Below are 14,211 nucleotides of genomic sequence, written 5' to 3'. Positions count from 1 at the left end.
CGCTGTGTCCCCGTTCAAGGTTCTGGCCCTCTACAACGGAACCTGGGACGCCGCGCACATCAGCTTCGTTCGCGAGGCGAGGCCTTGTGCGATCAGGAGTTCAGGACTTCTGCGGCGTCGGTTCAGGGCTGTGCCACATCAGTTCAGGACTCGTGCCGCGTCAATTCAGGACTCCTGCGGCGTCGCCGTCGCACCCTGCTCCGGCGCCGTCTGACCCGAACGGATCAGCTCGATGCGGCCCATGACCTTCGCCCGAAGGTCGGTCGGCACCTCGTCATGGCCACAGCACCGCTTGACCAGCTTCTTCACGGCCTGCTCCAGACCGTACTTCTCGAGGCACGGCGAGCATTCCTCGAAGTGGTGCTGGATCTTCGTGCGGTCCACGTCCGGCATCTCGCTGTCGAGGAACTCGTAGAGATGGTCGAGGACCTCACTGCAGTCCGTCTCGTGCGGCTCTCCGCAGCTCATGAGCCCGAGCCTTTCGCTTCGTCCGACTCTCCGGCGCCCGCCGGGACCAGCCCGCGCTCGCGGGCGTAGTCCTCGAGCATGCCGCGCAGTTGACGGCGGCCCCGGTGCAGCCGGGACATCACCGTGCCGATGGGTGTCCCCATGATGTCCGCGATCTCCTTGTACGCAAAGCCCTCTACATCGGCGAGATAGACGGCGATGCGGAATTCCTCGGGGATCGCCTGCAGCGCTGCCTTGACGTCCGAGTCGGGCAGGTGGTCGAGCGCCTGCGACTCGGCCGAGCGCAGACCGGTCGACATGTGCGACTCGGCGCGCGCCAGCTGCCAGTCCTCGATCTCCTCGGCCGCGCTGCGCTGGGGTTCGCGCTGCTTCTTGCGGTACGAGTTGATGAACGTGTTGGTGAGGATCCGGTACAGCCACGCCTTGAGGTTCGTGCCCTCGCGGAACTGGTGGAAGGACGCGTACGCCTTCGCGTACGTCTCCTGCACCAGGTCCTCGGCATCCGCCGGGTTGCGCGTCATGCGCAGCGCGGCAGAGTACATCTGGTCCAGGAATTCGAGCGCGTCCCGCTCGAAGCGCGCACTGCGCTCGCCGGACGACTCCGCGCCCGACCCCTGACCCTCGGGCTGCTCCGCCTGGCCGTGTTCGGTCCCTGCGTCGGTACCGGTGACCGGACCCACCTCCTCCAGCGACATGGCAGGACCGAAAGCGGTCCCACTGTGTTCGGAGGATAGACGAACACCCTGGCCCGCCGCCGCCCGGACAGGGACGGTCTTCACCGCGTGCAGCACCGTCCAGTCCAGGTCAGCGCTGCTGCTGCGCGTCGGGGAGATGGTCGAACCCATGCGGCGGACTTCCTCTCGTCGTGCGGTGCAGCACCCCGGTGCTGTCTGATCCCCACAACAGTGGTCCGCCCCGCAACATTCCCGGGCGTCACGCGGGCGACCCCAGTGACACGGCCCACGTCGCCACCGCGCCGGTGATGATCTCCAGAGCCTGCTCCTGGCCGAGGTCCGCGCGCTTGGGGACGGCGAAGCCGTGATCGGCGTACGGCACCTCGACCATCCCGTACGAGCCCCCCGGAAACTCCTCCGGCCTGCCGAAGGGGTCCCGCCCGCCCTGGACCACCAGGGTGGGCACGCCCGCGCCCAGCAGCTCCTCGGCGCGGGACCTCTCGGGCCGGCCCGGCGGGTGGAGCGGGAAGCTCAGCGCGAGGACCGCGACGGCACCGAGCCCGGCGGCCGTGCGGCAGGCGACCCGGGCCCCGGCGCTGCGCCCGCCGGCGATCACGGGCAGCCCGGGGCCCGCCAGGGCGGGCCACACCCCGTGCCAGCCCGCGTCCAGCGTCTTCGGCGCCGGGGCCACCTTCTTGCCGGCGACACGCCAGGGCTGCTCGACGAGCGCGACGGTCACCCCGTGCGCGGGCAGGACCCGGGCGAGCGCCTGGAGGTCGCGTGCCTCGACGCCGCCCCCGGCGCCGTGGCCGAGGGCGAGGACCAGCGCGGCCTGCCGCGCCCGGTGCCAGGTGACACGGGCCGTACCGGCACCGGTCTCCACGCTCTGCGTCCCATCCGCCATGTCCGCCGTCCTCCGGCCGCCCTGTACGGCCCTGCCCGCCTCGGTCACACCTTCCGGCCGCCCTGTACGGCCCTGCCCGCCTCGGTCACGCGCGTCCCTCGGGGCCGTGGTCGGCCGGAGCGCCGCTTCGGGGCTCCCGGATGCGTCCCCGTCGGGCGCGTCAGAAGAGTGTGCCCTCCTCGGGGGCCTCCAGCTCCTTCACCAGCTCCGGACCGTTGTTGCGGACGTTGCTGACCGCCGTGGAGACCGGGTAGGCGCGCATCAGGCCGGCGGGCGGTGCCTGGAGCAGGGAGCGCAGGTCGTCCGGGTCGGTGCGGGCGGGGTCGAGCCAGGCGTCCCAGCGGTCGGGGGTGAGCATCAGGGGCATACGCGGATGGATGTCGGCCAGGGAGCGCGGGCCCTGTGCGGGGGCGACGGCCAGCGGTGTCGTCTCCGCCTCCGTCGTGATCACCGAGCAGGTCACCCACCAGGCGCGCGGATGGTCGTCGGGCAGCGTCCGGTCCCGCCAGAACTCGTAGAGGCCGGCCATCGCGAAGACCGAGCCGTCGGCGGGCAGCACGAAGTACGGCTGCTTGCGCGGCCGCTTCTTCCGGCCCTCGACCTCCAGCTCGCGCTCCTGCGCAGCGGTGACCCACTCGTAGTAGCCGTCGGCCGGGATGATGCAGCGCCGGGCGGCGAAGGCGCGGCGGTAGGACGGCTTCTCGTGCACCGTCTCCGCGCGCGCGTTGATCATCCGCGCGCCGCCCTCGGGCGACTTGGCCCAGGACGGGACGAGGCCCCAGGTGAGCCTGCGCAACTGGCGAACCGGCCGTTTGTCGTCGGCGTCCTTCAGGGGGCGGTCCAGGACCGCGTAGACCTGCTTGGTCGGGGCGACGTTGTAGTCGGGCGCCAGGGTCTCCTCGGGCTCCCCCCACTTCTCCGCCTCGAAGATCCCTGCGAGATCCTCGGGCCTGCGACTCGCCGCATACCGTCCGCACATGTGTGCCCCTCCGACCTGCGGACATGGCCGCCTCGGTCGGCACCACGTCAGCACGGTGCCGGGCCAGCGCCACATCCATCACCTTGACCGCGCACGGCAGACCGTTGCCGGGCGCGGTCGTCGCGTACCAGTGTCGCAGGTCGTGAGGCGGCCAACCGTCACGGACCACGTGCTCGCCGGCACTCGCCCGCCACGCCGCCGCCCTGCTTGCCGACGCCGGTCCCCACGGCCACACGTACGCCATCGACGCCATGCTCAGCGCGACCGCCCTTGCCGCTCCCGGCCCTGTCACGATCCTCACTCGCGCCGCACAGGACGGTGCAAGGAGATCAGCACCAGCCCCGCACAGGTGCCTCCAGGTCGGCGCACAGACAGCACGGGAAGAGCGGGAACCCCGGATCACCGCGCGGGTCTAACCGTGTGACCTGCACGTTTACCGATGGGACCGATAGCCGCCACGTCAGCGTCTCAGATACCGTCCGCTACCGTCCGTCCCTACGTGCCACCCTGACAGATCCGCCGACACGCCAGGAGCCACCCACCGCAATGGACAGCCTCGCCTCGACCTCGCTCAGCGCCCTCCCCGGCCTGTGGGACCGGGCCCTCGGACGTCAGCCCGATCCCGACCTGTGGGTGGTGCTCGCCACCCTGGCCGCCGCGCTCGCCGTGGTCGTCCCGCCGGGCGTGTGGCGGATCGCGCGCAACGCCATCACCATCGCGCACGAGGGCGGTCACGGACTGGTCGCGCTGCTGACCGGTCGTACCCTCACGGGCATCCGGCTCCACTCCGACACCAGCGGCCTCACCGTCAGCCGCGGCAAGCCGTACGGCCTCGGCATGATCCTCACCGCCGCCGCGGGCTACACCGCTCCCCCGCTGCTCGGCCTCGGCGGCGCGGCGCTGCTCGCGGCCGGGCACATCACGCTGCTGCTGTGGCTGGCCACCGCACTGCTGCTGGTGATGCTGGTGATGATCCGCAACGCGTACGGGGCGCTGACCGTGGTCCTCACCGGCGGCACCTTCCTGCTGGTGTCCTGGCTGGCCGGTCCCCAGGTACAGGCGGCGTTCGCGTACGCGGTGGTGTGGTTCCTGCTGGTCGGCGGCGTACGCCCGGCCTTCGAGCTCCAGGCGAAGCGCTCGCGCGGGGGCGCCGGGGACTCGGACGCGGACCAGCTCTCCCGGCTCACCCATGTGCCGGCGGTGATGTGGCTCTTCCTGTTCCACGTGGTGTCGCTGTGCTCGCTGATGGGCGGCGGGCAGTGGCTGCTGCGGCTCTGACGGACCGCTGCACGCGTCCGAGGGGCGCACGCATCTGAACGTCCGGGCCGTTTCGGACAGAGGCGCCCGGCATGTTCCAGGCGTCCACGCAGCGCGCGTTCCGGACCCCTACCAGACAGGGGTTTCACTCAGGTTTCGCCACTTTTGATCAAGATCTACGGACTGGACCAACCACTACAGTGGGGCGCATGACCGTTAACCCCGCACAGACCGCCCTCTGGACCGCCCCGCACGCGAGCGGAGCCGTCGACGCGACGGTCCACGTGCCCGGGTCGAAGTCGGTCACCAACCGTGCCCTCGTCCTCGCCGCGCTCGCCTCCGAGCCGGGCTGGCTGCGCCGCCCCCTGCGCTCGCGCGACACCCTGCTCATGGCCGACGCCCTGCGCGCGCTGGGCGCCGGCATCGAGGAAGGGGTCGGCCCCGACGGCTCCGGCGAGACCTGGCGGGTGATCCCGGCCGCGCTGCACGGCCCGGCCACGGTCGACGTCGGCAACGCCGGCACCGTGATGCGCTTCCTGCCCCCGGTGGCCGCGCTCGCCGACGGCCCCGTCCGCTTCGACGGCGACCCCCGCTCGTACGAGCGCCCGCTGAACGGCGTGATCGACGCCCTGCGCGCCCTGGGCGCCCGCATCGACGACGACGGCCGCGGCGCCCTGCCGCTGACCGTGCACGGCGGCGGCGCGCTGGACGGCGGCCCGGTGTCCGTCGACGCGTCCTCCTCGTCCCAGTTCCTCAGCGCCCTGCTGCTGTCCGCCCCGCGCTTCAACCAGGGCGTCGAGGTCCGCCACACCGGCGCGACGCTGCCCTCCATGCCGCACATCCGGATGACCGTGGACATGCTGCGCGCGGTCGGCGCGCAGGTGGACACCCCGGAGTCGGGCGGCGAGCCGAACGTCTGGCGGGTCACGCCCGGTGCCCTGCTCGGCCGGGACCTGACCGTCGAGCCGGATCTCTCCAACGCCCAGCCGTTCCTCGCCGCCGCGCTGGTCACCGGCGGCAAGGTCGTCATCCCGGACTGGCCGGCCCGTACGACCCAGCCCGGCGACCGGCTGCGCGAGATCTTCACCGCGATGGGCGGCTCCTGCGAGCTGACCGAGCGCGGCCTCGAGTTCACCGGTTCGGGTGCCCTCCACGGGATCGATGTGGACCTGGGCGAGGTCGGCGAGCTGACCCCGGGCGTCGCGGCGGTCGCGGCCCTCGCGGACTCCCCGTCGACCCTGCGCGGGGTGGCCCATCTGCGGCTGCACGAGACGGACCGGCTGGCCGCGCTCACCAAGGAGATCAACGAGCTGGGCGGCGACGTCACCGAGACCGCCGACGGCCTGCACATCCGCCCGCGCCCCCTGCACGGCGGCGTCTTCCACACCTACGAGGACCACCGCATGGCCACCGCGGGCGCCGTCATCGGCCTCGCGGTCGACGGCGTGCGGATCGAGAACGTGGCGACGACCGCCAAGACGCTGCCGGACTTCCCCGAGCTGTGGGCCGGGATGCTCGGGAACTGACGGGCGGACTCACGATCATGCGCCGCTACGGCAAGCACACCGACGAGGACGACATCCGCAGCCGCCCGAACCGCAAGGGCAACCGGCCGCGTACGCACATCCGCCCCAAGCACGAGGACGCGGCCGAGGGCATGGTCCTCACCGTCGACCGCGGCCGGCTGACCTGTCTCGTCGACGGCCGTACGGTCGTCGCGATGAAGGCCCGGGAACTGGGCCGCAAGGCGGCGGTGGTCGGCGACCGCGTCGCCCTGGTCGGCGATCTGTCCGGCACGAAGGACACCCTCGCCCGCATCGTCCGCATCGAGGAACGCGCCTCCGTCCTGCGCCGTACGGCGGACGACGACGATCCCTACGAGCGCGTGGTCGTCGCCAACGCCGACCAGCTCGCCATCGTCACCGCCCTCGCCAACCCGGAGCCGCGCCCGCGCCTGATCGACCGCTGTCTGGTCGCCGCGTACGACGGTGGCCTCGAACCGCTCCTGGTCATGACGAAGTCGGATCTCGCCCCGCCCGACAAGCTCCTGGAGCTGTACGGGACGCTGGACATCCCCTACGTCGTCACCAGCCGCGAGGAGCTGGAGAGCGGCGACGCGGCACATCAGGTGCGCGAGCATCTGAACGGCAAGGTCACGGCGTTCGTCGGGCACTCCGGCGTGGGCAAGACGACGCTGGTCAACGCGTTGGTGCCCAAGGACCGGCGGCGTACCACGGGCCATGTCAACGCGGTGACCGGCCGCGGGCGGCACACCACCACGTCGGCGCTCGCGCTGCCCCTGGGGGACCGTCTCGGCGGCTGGGTGATCGACACCCCGGGCGTGCGGTCCTTCGGCCTCGCGCACATCGACCCCTCCCGCGTCATCCACGCCTTCCCGGACCTGGAGCCCGGCACCGCGGGCTGTCCACGGGGGTGCAGCCACGACGAGCCGGACTGCGCGCTGGACGCCTGGGTGGCCGAGGGGCACGCGGACCCGGCACGGCTGTACTCGCTGCGCCGGCTGCTGGCCACGCGCGAGCGGAGGGACGGGGACTGACCTCACCGGGACCGACCTGCCTGCCGGCAATCCATCGCGCCAGTGAACGACCCTGGCCTCCCCGCGCCTGAACTCTTCGCGTTTGCTCTCATCGTGTTTGCGTCCATTACTCTCATCGTGTTTGCGTCCATGGCGCGCAGGTAATTGCTTTACTCGCACCGGGCCTGACCAACCGGATGAGGCAGTCGACGTGGAATGTGGGAGGAAGACATGGCGTGGCTGCTGGTCATCGTGGCCGGGTTTCTCGAGACCGGTTTCGCCGTGTGTCTCAAGCTCTCGCACGGGTTCACCAGACTCTGGCCCACGGTCGCGTTCTGCTGCTTCGCCCTGGGCAGCTTCGGTCTCCTGACCCTGTCCCTGAAGAAACTGGACGTGGGCCCGGCGTACGCGGTGTGGACCGGGATCGGCGCGGCGGGAACGGCGATCTACGGCATGGTGTTCCTGGGCGACCTGGTCTCCACCTTGAAGATCGTCTCGATCACGCTGGTGATCGTGGGCGTGATCGGCCTGCAACTGTCCGGCTCGGCCCGCTGAGGGGACAAGTCCCCCTTCAGGGCGCGGGAATCCGCGTGGTGACCTGGGGAGGCCGTGGGCGCGTCCTCATCGCACCGGCCGCGGCAGGGCCCGCCGCACCAGCTCGACGACCCCGCCCGCCCCCGGCGGCGCCGTGAGACAGGACAGGGCCAGCCGTACGACCAGCTCGCAGACGCGGGCCAGTTCCGCCGCCTCCGCCTTGGTCGTCACCGGTCCGGCCACCGCCGTGACGGCACGGTCGCGGACCAGGGTCACGAAGTCCGCCGGGGACGGCAGCGGCCCGTCGGCCCGGCGCTGCGCGGGCACCGCCGAGGTGGACGGCACGGCCGAGAGCGTCGGCGCGGGCAGCCGCTCGCTCCAGCAGCCGGTGAGCATGGCGCGCACAACCGGGTTGCCGCGCGCGGCGGACGTCATCCACTCGGCGATGGCGGCCAGCCGTTCCCGGGGGTCCGTGGGCGTGGCCAGCGCCCGGTCGACACCGGCGAGGTAACCGTCCGCCTCCCGCCGCACCAAGGCCCGGGCGAGCCCCTCCTTGCTGCCGAACTCGTTGTAGAGGGTCTGACGGGAGACACCGGCCGCCGCGGCCACGTCCACCATGCGCACGACGGACCACGGACGACGCGCGAGCGCCGTATAGGCGGCGTCCAGTAGGGATTCCCGCGCTGCAGGCATCATCGCCTCCCTCGGGGCCGGCGGCTCTGACGCACAGATTTGACGGGCGTACCAGCACTGTCAAGGGTTCGCGGCGGCGTCAGGGGGCGCCCTCCTGGCCGGGACACACCGTGATCGTGCCGGCGCGCAGGGGCGCGACGGCGCGCGGCCCGGGGCGGCGAGACGCCGGGACGTCCGGAGCCCGTGAAGATCCCCGGGTCGTGTGGCCGTCCCCGGGACGGGGGGATACCGTTCGCTCATGCCCGAGTATCTCGATGACCTGCGGCTCGCCCATGTCCTCGCGGACGCCGCGGACGCCGCGACCATGGCCCGGTTCAAGGCCCTCGACCTCAAGATCGAGACCAAACCGGACATGACGCCGGTGAGCGAGGCCGACAAGGCCGCCGAGGAGCTGATCCGCGGCCAGCTCCAGCGCGCCCGGCCGCGGGACGCGATCCTCGGCGAGGAGTACGGCATCGAGGGCACGGGGCCGCGCCGCTGGGTCGTCGACCCGATCGACGGCACCAAGAACTACGTCCGCGGTGTGCCCGTCTGGGCCACCCTGATCTCCCTGACGGAGGCGGGCGAGGGGGGCTACCAGCCCGTCGTCGGCGTCGTCTCCGCGCCCGCGCTCGGCCGCCGCTGGTGGGCCGCCAAGGGACACGGCGCGTTCACCGGCCGCAGCCTGTCCTCGGCGTCCCGGCTGCGCGTCTCACGCGTCGCGACGCTGTCCGACGCCTCCTTCGCGTACTCCTCCCTGTCCGGCTGGGAGGAGCGAGGGCGGCTGAACGGCTTCTTGGACCTGACACGGGCGGTCTGGCGCACCCGCGGCTACGGCGACTTCTGGCCGTACATGATGGTCGCCGAGGGATCGGTGGACATCTGCGCCGAGCCGGAGCTGTCCCTGTGGGACATGGCCGCCAACGCGATCGTCGTGACCGAGGCCGGCGGCTCCTTCACGGGCATCGACGGCCGCCCGGGCCCGCACAGCGGCAACGCGGCCGCGTCGAACGGGCTGCTCCACGACACCCTGCTCGACTACCTGAACGACCGCTACTAGGTGCCCCGGCAGGCAACCAGACACCTTCGGTGCTGCTGTGCACCTCGAGCGCCCCTGAACACACGACGTGCGCCCTCTTGTTGACCCGCGCTTTGCCTGCGACTCTGGGTATCCCCACTTGTGAACTTGTGAAGCGCGGAACAGGCACCTTCGGCTGGCGGCATCCATCGGATCCGGAGCCCGGAGTCAGTGCATTCCGGCGCACCCTCAGGAGGTGGCTTCGTCCATGCTCGTCCGCGACGCCATGAGCACGATGGTCCTCACCATCGGCCCCGCACACACCCTCCGCCAGGCGGCGACCCTGATGTCCGCCCGCCGCGTCGGCGCGGCCGTGGTCCTCGATCCGGACGCCGGCGGTCTCGGCATCCTCACCGAGCGTGACATCCTGAACTCCGTCGGCCTCGGCCAGAACCCCGACACCGAGCGGGCCGATGCCCACACCACCACGGACGTGGTGTTCGCCGCGCCCACCTGGACCCTCGAAGAGGCCGCTGCCGCCATGGCCCACGACGGCTTCCGGCATCTGATCGTGCTCGCCCGCGACGAACCGGTCGGGGTCGTCTCGGTCCGCGACATCATCCGCTGCTGGGCCCCGGCCCGAGAGCGCGTCCCCGCCACGCCCCTCTAAGAGCTCCTCCCCAAGCCCGCGGACGTCCCTCCACCCCTGGCCGCGGACGCGCGAACGGGCCGGAATCCTCTCAGGGATTCCGGCCCGTGCCCTACGACAAGCGGTCCAACCCGGGTCAGCCGCGCAGGGCCTGGACCGCGGCCTCCAGGCGCTTGCCGAGGTCTCCGTCGGCCTGACGGAAGTTGTTGACCGCGCGCTCGATGATCTCGTCACGCGAGACCTTGGAGAGGGAGCCCGCGAGGTTGTCGATGAGGCGCTCCTTCTCACCGTCGGACATCAGCCGGTAGAGGTTGCCCGCCTGCACGAAGTCGTTGTCCTCGGCGTGGGCCGGGGCCTCGTGGGTGCCGGTGCCGGCCGTGAAGCCGTCGAACGGCTGCCACAGCGGACGGTCCGTCTGGGCCGGGCCGTCGAAGCTGTTCGGCTCGTAGTTCTTCGTGCCCTTGTGGCGGCCGTCGTACAGGTAGCCGTCACGCGAGTAGTTGCGCGCCTCGGTGGCATGCGGGCGGTTCACCGGCAGGTGGTCGGCGTTGATGCCGACGCGGTAGCGGTGGGCGTCGCCGTACGCGAAGAGGCGGCCCTGGAGCATCTTGTCCGGGGAGGGGCCGATGCCGGGCACGAAGTGGGCGGGGCTGAAGATCGACTGCTCGACCTCGGCGAAGATGTTCTCCGGGTTGCGGTTGAGCTCCAGCTTGCCGAACTCGATCGGCGGGTAGTCCTCGTGCGGCCACACCTTGGTGAGGTCGAACGGGTTGAAGCGGTAGGTGGCCGCGTCCGCCGCCGGCATGACCTGGATCTGCACGGTCCAGGTCGGGAACTCGCCGCGCTCGATGGACTCACGCAGGTCGCGCTGGTGGGAGTCGGGGTCCTCACCGGCGAGCTTGTTGGCCTCTTCGGTGGTGAGGGTCTTGATCCCCTGGTCGGTCTTGAAGTGGTACTTGACCCAGAAGACCTCGCCGGCCTCGTTGCTCCACTGGTAGGTGTGGGAGCTGTAGCCGTTCATGTGGCGGAACGACGCCGGGATGCCACGGTCGCCGTGGAGCCAGGTCACCTGGTGGGTGGACTCGGGCGACAGGCCCCAGAAGTCCCAGACGTTGTCCGGCTCCTGCGAACCGGTGTAGGGGTCGCGCTTCTGGGTGTGGATGAAGTCGGGGAACTTGAGGGCGTCCTTGATGAAGAACACCGGGGTGTTGTTGCCGACGAGGTCGTAGTTGCCCTCTTCGGTGTAGAACTTCAGCGCGAAGCCGCGGGGGTCACGGACGGCGTCCGCGGCGCCCAGGTTGCCCGCCACCGTCGAGAAGCGCAGGAAGACCTCGGTCTGCTTGCCCGCCTCGGACAGGAACTTGGCCCGCGTGTACGGGGTGACATCGGCGGTGACCGTGAAGGTGCCGTAGGCGCCCGCGCCACGGGCGTGCACGACACGCTCCGGGATGCGCTCCCGGTTGAAGTGGGCCAGCTTCTCGAAGAGGTGCTGGTCCTGAACGAGAACGGGGCCGCCGACGCCCGCGGTCTCACTGTTCTGGTTGTCGGCTACCGGAGCACCGGCTTCCGTCGTGAGCGGTCCCTGCGTCACTGCGCCTCCTGCGTCATTTCCGACAAACCCTGCTACTTGGCCAAAGCCGATCTCGATCCTACAATGGACAATGTCTAAGTCAAGCAAAGCTCCAATTTCACACCTGTTCGGGACCTGGTCCCCTTGCTGTTAGGCTGGTCTTATGAGTGACCTGTTGGAACGGCTGCGCGGACGCGGATGGCGAATGACCGCGCAGCGGCGTGTCGTGGCCGAGGTCCTCGACGGTGAACACGTCCACCTGACGGCCGACGAGGTGCACGCGCGAGCTGCCGCCAGGCTGCCCGAGATCTCCCGGGCGACCGTCTACAACACGCTGGGTGAGCTGGTCTCCCTCGGCGAGGTGCTCGAGGTCGCCACGGACAAGCGCGCCAAGCGCTACGACCCGAACGCCCACCGGCCGCACCAGCACCTGGTGTGCGCCCGCTGCGGCGCGATCCGCGACGTCCACCCGACGGGCGACCCGATGGCCGCCCTCCCGGCCTCGGAGCGCTTCGGCTTCACGGTCTCGAACGTCGAGGTGACGTACCGCGGCCTGTGCCCGGACTGCGCGAGGGCGTAACCGCAGCTCTCCCGACGGCCCCGGAACCGTAGAGGTGCCGGGGCTGTGTGCTGTGTACGGCGCGTCGTCCATCACGACTGATCCTCCCCCATGGGGAGCGCTCTTCGCAGGACTCGACCGCCTACTCTGCCCGGGCAGGCAAGCACATGTCGCTCAGGGTCAAAAACGGGCCTCCAGCCCGGCGGGCCGACACCACTGGGGCGGTCATCGGCCGTCAATGCGCCAGGGCCGGAACCCTTTCGGATTCCGGCCCTGGACTTCAGTAGCGGGGACAGGATTTGAACCTGCGACCTCTGGGTTATGAGCCCAGCGAGCTACCGAGCTGCTCCACCCCGCGTCGGTGAACGCAACATTACGTCAAGGGCGTGGACAGAGGCAAATCGCTTCCGCGGCCCGCCCGTCCCCGGACCGTCCCCGGACCGTCACCGGTCCGTCGCGGCGGGGGCCGGGCCCCTGCCGCGCCGGACCGTCAGGCCGACAGCTCCTGCCGCAGCGCGTCCCGCAGCCGCGCGGCCCGTTCGGACACCCCGGCGGGTCCGAGCGAGGCGGCCCGGTCGGCCCACCGCTGCCCCTCCACCAGCTCTCCCCGCCGCGCGTACACGAGGGCCAGCCGCAGCGCCGCCCGGCCGTGCCCCGCGTCCGCCGCCCGCGTCCACCACAGCGCGGCCTCCGGCTCGCTCCCTTCCCGGGCGAGCAGCAGTCCCAGGTTGAACGCCCCGTTGCGCGATCCGCCCTCGGCCGCCTCCCGGTACCACCGGGCCGCCTCCATGACCTCGCCCCGCGCCGAGGCCAGCATCCCGACCCGCACCTGCGCCCGCCGGTGTCCCTGGGTCGCCGCCCGCTCGTACCACTCCTCGCACTCGCTCTTCTCCTGCGACGGCTCCCCCAGTTCGTGCGCGGGCGGGGGCGGGCGGCGTGCGTCCAGCACGGCGGCCAGCCGGTAGGCGGCCTCGGCGCTGCCGCCCCCGGCGGCGCACCGCAGATGCCGCTCGGCCGTCTGCTCGTCCCCCTCCCGCAGTCGCGCGATCCCGACCTGGAGCGCCGCCTCGGTGTGCCCGGCGGCCGCCGCCCGCTCGTACCACGCAAGGGCCGTCGCGTCGTCGCCGCGTCCCACGTGGAGGATCCCGAGGTTGAAGGCGGCGTCGACGCTTCCCGCCTCCGCGGCCTTGGAGAACCACGGTTCCGCGCCCCTCGCGTCCCCGCCCTGCAGCAGCAGGATGGCGAGCGCGTTCGCCGCCTCGCGGTGCCCGGTGTAAGCCGCCCGCCGGTACCACTGCTCGGCGTGCGCGATGCGTCCCTGCTCCGCGCACAGCAGCCCGAGGTTGTAGGCGCCGTTGACGTCGCCCGCGTCCATCGCGGCCCGGTACCAGCGTTCGGCGGTCTGCGTCTCACCCCGCTCGGCGTGCAGCGCGCCGAGCGCGTTCGCCGCGTTGCCGTCGCCCTCCTGCGCGGCCCGCAGCCACCACACGGCGGCGCTCTCGCTGTCCCCCGCGTCCCGCAGCAGAAAGCCGAGCGCGCACGCGGCCCGCGCCTCACCGTCCTTGGCGCTCGTCAGATACCAGCGCCCGGCCTCCCTGAGCTCGCCCCGCTTCTCCAGGATCGCCCCGAGGTGCAGCGCCGCCCGGCGGTGTCCGCGCGCGGCGGCCTGCCGGTACCACTGCTCGGCCTCCTCCAGGGCCAACGCGCCGATACTGTTGTCATCGCCGGTCTCCTGGGCCTCGAGGGCCCTGCGGTCCAGCGTCCGCGCCAGCCGGTAGGCGGCCTCGCGGTGCCCTCGCTCGGCGGCGGCCCGCATCCACCGCCAGGCACCCTCGTCACCGCGGTGCTCCAGCAGATCCGCGAGCGCGTACGCGCCGAGGGTGTGGCCCTGTTCCGCGGACTGGCGCAGCCAGTACTCCGCGGCGGGCTCGTCGCCGCGCTCGCGGTGGTGCCGTCCGAGCGCGTGCGCCGCCGCCGCGGAACCGGCGACAGCCGCGACCCGCCACCAACCCGCGGCCTCGTCGGCGTACCCCCGCTGATGCAGGAGGACACCCAGGTTGTTGGCCGCGGCACGGTCGCCGGCGGCGGTGGCGGCGCGCAGCTGGGGCTCGGCCCCGTCCAGATCGCCTCGGCGCAGCAGCATGGCCCCGAGGACGCTCATCGCCTCCCTGTCGCCGGCCTCGGCGGCGAGCCGGTGGCGCGCCTCCTCGATGGCCTCACCGGCCTCGACGACCTCACCGTTTTCACCCAGCGTGTCCCGCTTGACGGGCCACACAATTCGCCGTGATTCGAACAGAGTTCCCTTGTCCCCCATAACGTCCATCGTCGCACCACCTGCAACCCAGGTACACCTGGTATACCGCAGTCTGTGAGGTCACTTCAGCGTTTTGT

The 14,211-nt window shown here is 71.6% G+C and carries 14 protein-coding genes, 1 tRNA gene and 1 pseudogene; 8 read left to right on the top strand and 8 right to left on the bottom strand.

The features are described from left to right. Positions 1 to 165 precede the first annotated feature (165 nt). The 4 genes from rsrA to ACWD5Q_RS02770 all read right to left on the bottom strand — a co-directional run bounded on the left by rsrA (position 166) and on the right by ACWD5Q_RS02770 (position 3,025). Positions 166 to 468, bottom strand: coding sequence for a mycothiol system anti-sigma-R factor (rsrA, locus tag ACWD5Q_RS02785; RefSeq protein WP_451425182.1), 303 nt, complete (start codon positions 466 to 468; stop codon positions 166 to 168). Continuing rightward, positions 465 to 1,148 carry an RNA polymerase sigma factor SigR gene (sigR, locus tag ACWD5Q_RS02780; protein ID WP_451425193.1) on the bottom strand — a complete coding sequence of 228 codons (684 nt, stop codon included), beginning with the start codon at positions 1,146 to 1,148 and terminating at the stop codon, positions 465 to 467. The genes rsrA and sigR overlap by 4 nt, the downstream gene beginning before the upstream one ends. A gap of 253 nt (positions 1,149 to 1,401) precedes the next feature. Continuing rightward, positions 1,402 to 2,046: an alpha/beta hydrolase family protein gene (locus ACWD5Q_RS02775; RefSeq protein WP_451425181.1), complete on the bottom strand. Its 645-nt coding sequence runs from the start codon at positions 2,044 to 2,046 to the stop codon at positions 1,402 to 1,404. Between the two features lie 160 nt (positions 2,047 to 2,206). Further along, on the bottom strand, positions 2,207 to 3,025 hold the full coding sequence (locus tag ACWD5Q_RS02770) for an SOS response-associated peptidase (protein ID WP_451425180.1): 819 nt from the start codon (positions 3,023 to 3,025) through the stop codon (positions 2,207 to 2,209). Positions 3,026 to 3,207: 182 nt separating this feature from the next. Here ACWD5Q_RS02770 and ACWD5Q_RS02765 point away from each other — a divergent pair. From ACWD5Q_RS02765 to ACWD5Q_RS02745, 5 genes and pseudogenes are all read left to right on the top strand, one after another. Then, a pseudogene (locus tag ACWD5Q_RS02765) lies at positions 3,208 to 3,441 on the top strand (hypothetical protein); the annotation flags it as partial. A 130-nt stretch (positions 3,442 to 3,571) separates the two neighbouring features. Continuing rightward, the gene (locus ACWD5Q_RS02760; protein WP_451425179.1) at positions 3,572 to 4,303 is read left to right on the top strand and encodes a M50 family metallopeptidase; all 732 of its coding nucleotides are present in this window, start codon (positions 3,572 to 3,574) and stop codon (positions 4,301 to 4,303) included. A 188-nt stretch (positions 4,304 to 4,491) separates the two neighbouring features. Next, entirely contained in the window at positions 4,492 to 5,808 is a 1,317-nt protein-coding gene (gene aroA, locus ACWD5Q_RS02755; RefSeq protein WP_451425178.1) for a 3-phosphoshikimate 1-carboxyvinyltransferase, read from the top strand. A 17-nt stretch (positions 5,809 to 5,825) separates the two neighbouring features. Next, the gene (rsgA, locus tag ACWD5Q_RS02750; protein WP_451425177.1) at positions 5,826 to 6,839 is read left to right on the top strand and encodes a ribosome small subunit-dependent GTPase A; all 1,014 of its coding nucleotides are present in this window, start codon (positions 5,826 to 5,828) and stop codon (positions 6,837 to 6,839) included. Positions 6,840 to 7,049: 210 nt separating this feature from the next. Beyond that, positions 7,050 to 7,373, top strand: coding sequence for a DMT family transporter (locus ACWD5Q_RS02745; RefSeq protein ID WP_451425176.1), 324 nt, complete (start codon positions 7,050 to 7,052; stop codon positions 7,371 to 7,373). Between the two features lie 66 nt (positions 7,374 to 7,439). Here the strand turns inward: ACWD5Q_RS02745 and ACWD5Q_RS02740 are convergent, their stop codons facing one another. After that, positions 7,440 to 8,045 carry a TetR/AcrR family transcriptional regulator gene (locus ACWD5Q_RS02740; RefSeq protein ID WP_451425192.1) on the bottom strand — a complete coding sequence of 202 codons (606 nt, stop codon included), beginning with the start codon at positions 8,043 to 8,045 and terminating at the stop codon, positions 7,440 to 7,442. Positions 8,046 to 8,283: 238 nt separating this feature from the next. On the opposite strand from ACWD5Q_RS02740, the gene hisN reads away from it, so the two are divergent. Further along, positions 8,284 to 9,084, top strand: a complete 801-nt coding sequence (gene hisN, locus ACWD5Q_RS02735) for a histidinol-phosphatase (RefSeq protein ID WP_451425175.1) — start codon at positions 8,284 to 8,286, stop codon at positions 9,082 to 9,084. A gap of 226 nt (positions 9,085 to 9,310) precedes the next feature. Continuing rightward, positions 9,311 to 9,712, top strand: coding sequence for a CBS domain-containing protein (locus ACWD5Q_RS02730; protein WP_451425191.1), 402 nt, complete (start codon positions 9,311 to 9,313; stop codon positions 9,710 to 9,712). A gap of 115 nt (positions 9,713 to 9,827) precedes the next feature. On the opposite strand, the gene ACWD5Q_RS02725 is transcribed toward ACWD5Q_RS02730, so the two are convergent. Further along, positions 9,828 to 11,282 carry a catalase gene (locus ACWD5Q_RS02725; RefSeq protein WP_451425174.1) on the bottom strand — a complete coding sequence of 485 codons (1,455 nt, stop codon included), beginning with the start codon at positions 11,280 to 11,282 and terminating at the stop codon, positions 9,828 to 9,830. A 142-nt stretch (positions 11,283 to 11,424) separates the two neighbouring features. Between ACWD5Q_RS02725 and ACWD5Q_RS02720 the strand changes: the two genes are divergently transcribed. Further along, entirely contained in the window at positions 11,425 to 11,841 is a 417-nt protein-coding gene (locus ACWD5Q_RS02720; protein WP_451425173.1) for a Fur family transcriptional regulator, read from the top strand. A gap of 263 nt (positions 11,842 to 12,104) precedes the next feature. On the opposite strand, the gene ACWD5Q_RS02715 is transcribed toward ACWD5Q_RS02720, so the two are convergent. Together ACWD5Q_RS02715 and ACWD5Q_RS02710 are read right to left on the bottom strand one after the other, a co-directional pair. Then, a tRNA-Met gene (locus ACWD5Q_RS02715) sits at positions 12,105 to 12,178 on the bottom strand. A gap of 132 nt (positions 12,179 to 12,310) precedes the next feature. Then, positions 12,311 to 14,143 (bottom strand): sel1 repeat family protein, encoded by a 1,833-nt coding sequence (locus ACWD5Q_RS02710; protein ID WP_451425172.1) that lies wholly within the window; start codon positions 14,141 to 14,143, stop codon positions 12,311 to 12,313. Between the last annotated feature and the right edge of the window lie 68 nt (positions 14,144 to 14,211).

Source organism: Streptomyces sp. NPDC002513, from assembly GCF_053595355.1.
This window is presented reverse-complemented; position numbering and strand designations above follow the sequence as displayed.

What these genes read in the sequence shown, in the direction of transcription:
- rsgA (WP_451425177.1), top strand. Translation starts at nt 5,826, where the DNA reads ATGCGCCGCTACGGCAAGCACACCGACGAGGACGACATCCGCAGCCGC.
- ACWD5Q_RS02775 (WP_451425181.1), bottom strand. Translation starts at nt 2,046, where the DNA reads ATGGCGGATGGGACGCAGAGCGTGGAGACCGGTGCCGGTACGGCCCGT.
- rsrA (WP_451425182.1), bottom strand. Translation starts at nt 468, where the DNA reads ATGAGCTGCGGAGAGCCGCACGAGACGGACTGCAGTGAGGTCCTCGAC.
- ACWD5Q_RS02770 (WP_451425180.1), bottom strand. Translation starts at nt 3,025, where the DNA reads ATGTGCGGACGGTATGCGGCGAGTCGCAGGCCCGAGGATCTCGCAGGG.
- ACWD5Q_RS02710 (WP_451425172.1), bottom strand. Translation starts at nt 14,143, where the DNA reads ATGGACGTTATGGGGGACAAGGGAACTCTGTTCGAATCACGGCGAATT.
- ACWD5Q_RS02760 (WP_451425179.1), top strand. Translation starts at nt 3,572, where the DNA reads ATGGACAGCCTCGCCTCGACCTCGCTCAGCGCCCTCCCCGGCCTGTGG.
- ACWD5Q_RS02730 (WP_451425191.1), top strand. Translation starts at nt 9,311, where the DNA reads ATGCTCGTCCGCGACGCCATGAGCACGATGGTCCTCACCATCGGCCCC.
- ACWD5Q_RS02745 (WP_451425176.1), top strand. Translation starts at nt 7,050, where the DNA reads ATGGCGTGGCTGCTGGTCATCGTGGCCGGGTTTCTCGAGACCGGTTTC.
- ACWD5Q_RS02720 (WP_451425173.1), top strand. Translation starts at nt 11,425, where the DNA reads ATGAGTGACCTGTTGGAACGGCTGCGCGGACGCGGATGGCGAATGACC.
- aroA (WP_451425178.1), top strand. Translation starts at nt 4,492, where the DNA reads ATGACCGTTAACCCCGCACAGACCGCCCTCTGGACCGCCCCGCACGCG.
- ACWD5Q_RS02740 (WP_451425192.1), bottom strand. Translation starts at nt 8,045, where the DNA reads ATGCCTGCAGCGCGGGAATCCCTACTGGACGCCGCCTATACGGCGCTC.
- hisN (WP_451425175.1), top strand. Translation starts at nt 8,284, where the DNA reads ATGCCCGAGTATCTCGATGACCTGCGGCTCGCCCATGTCCTCGCGGAC.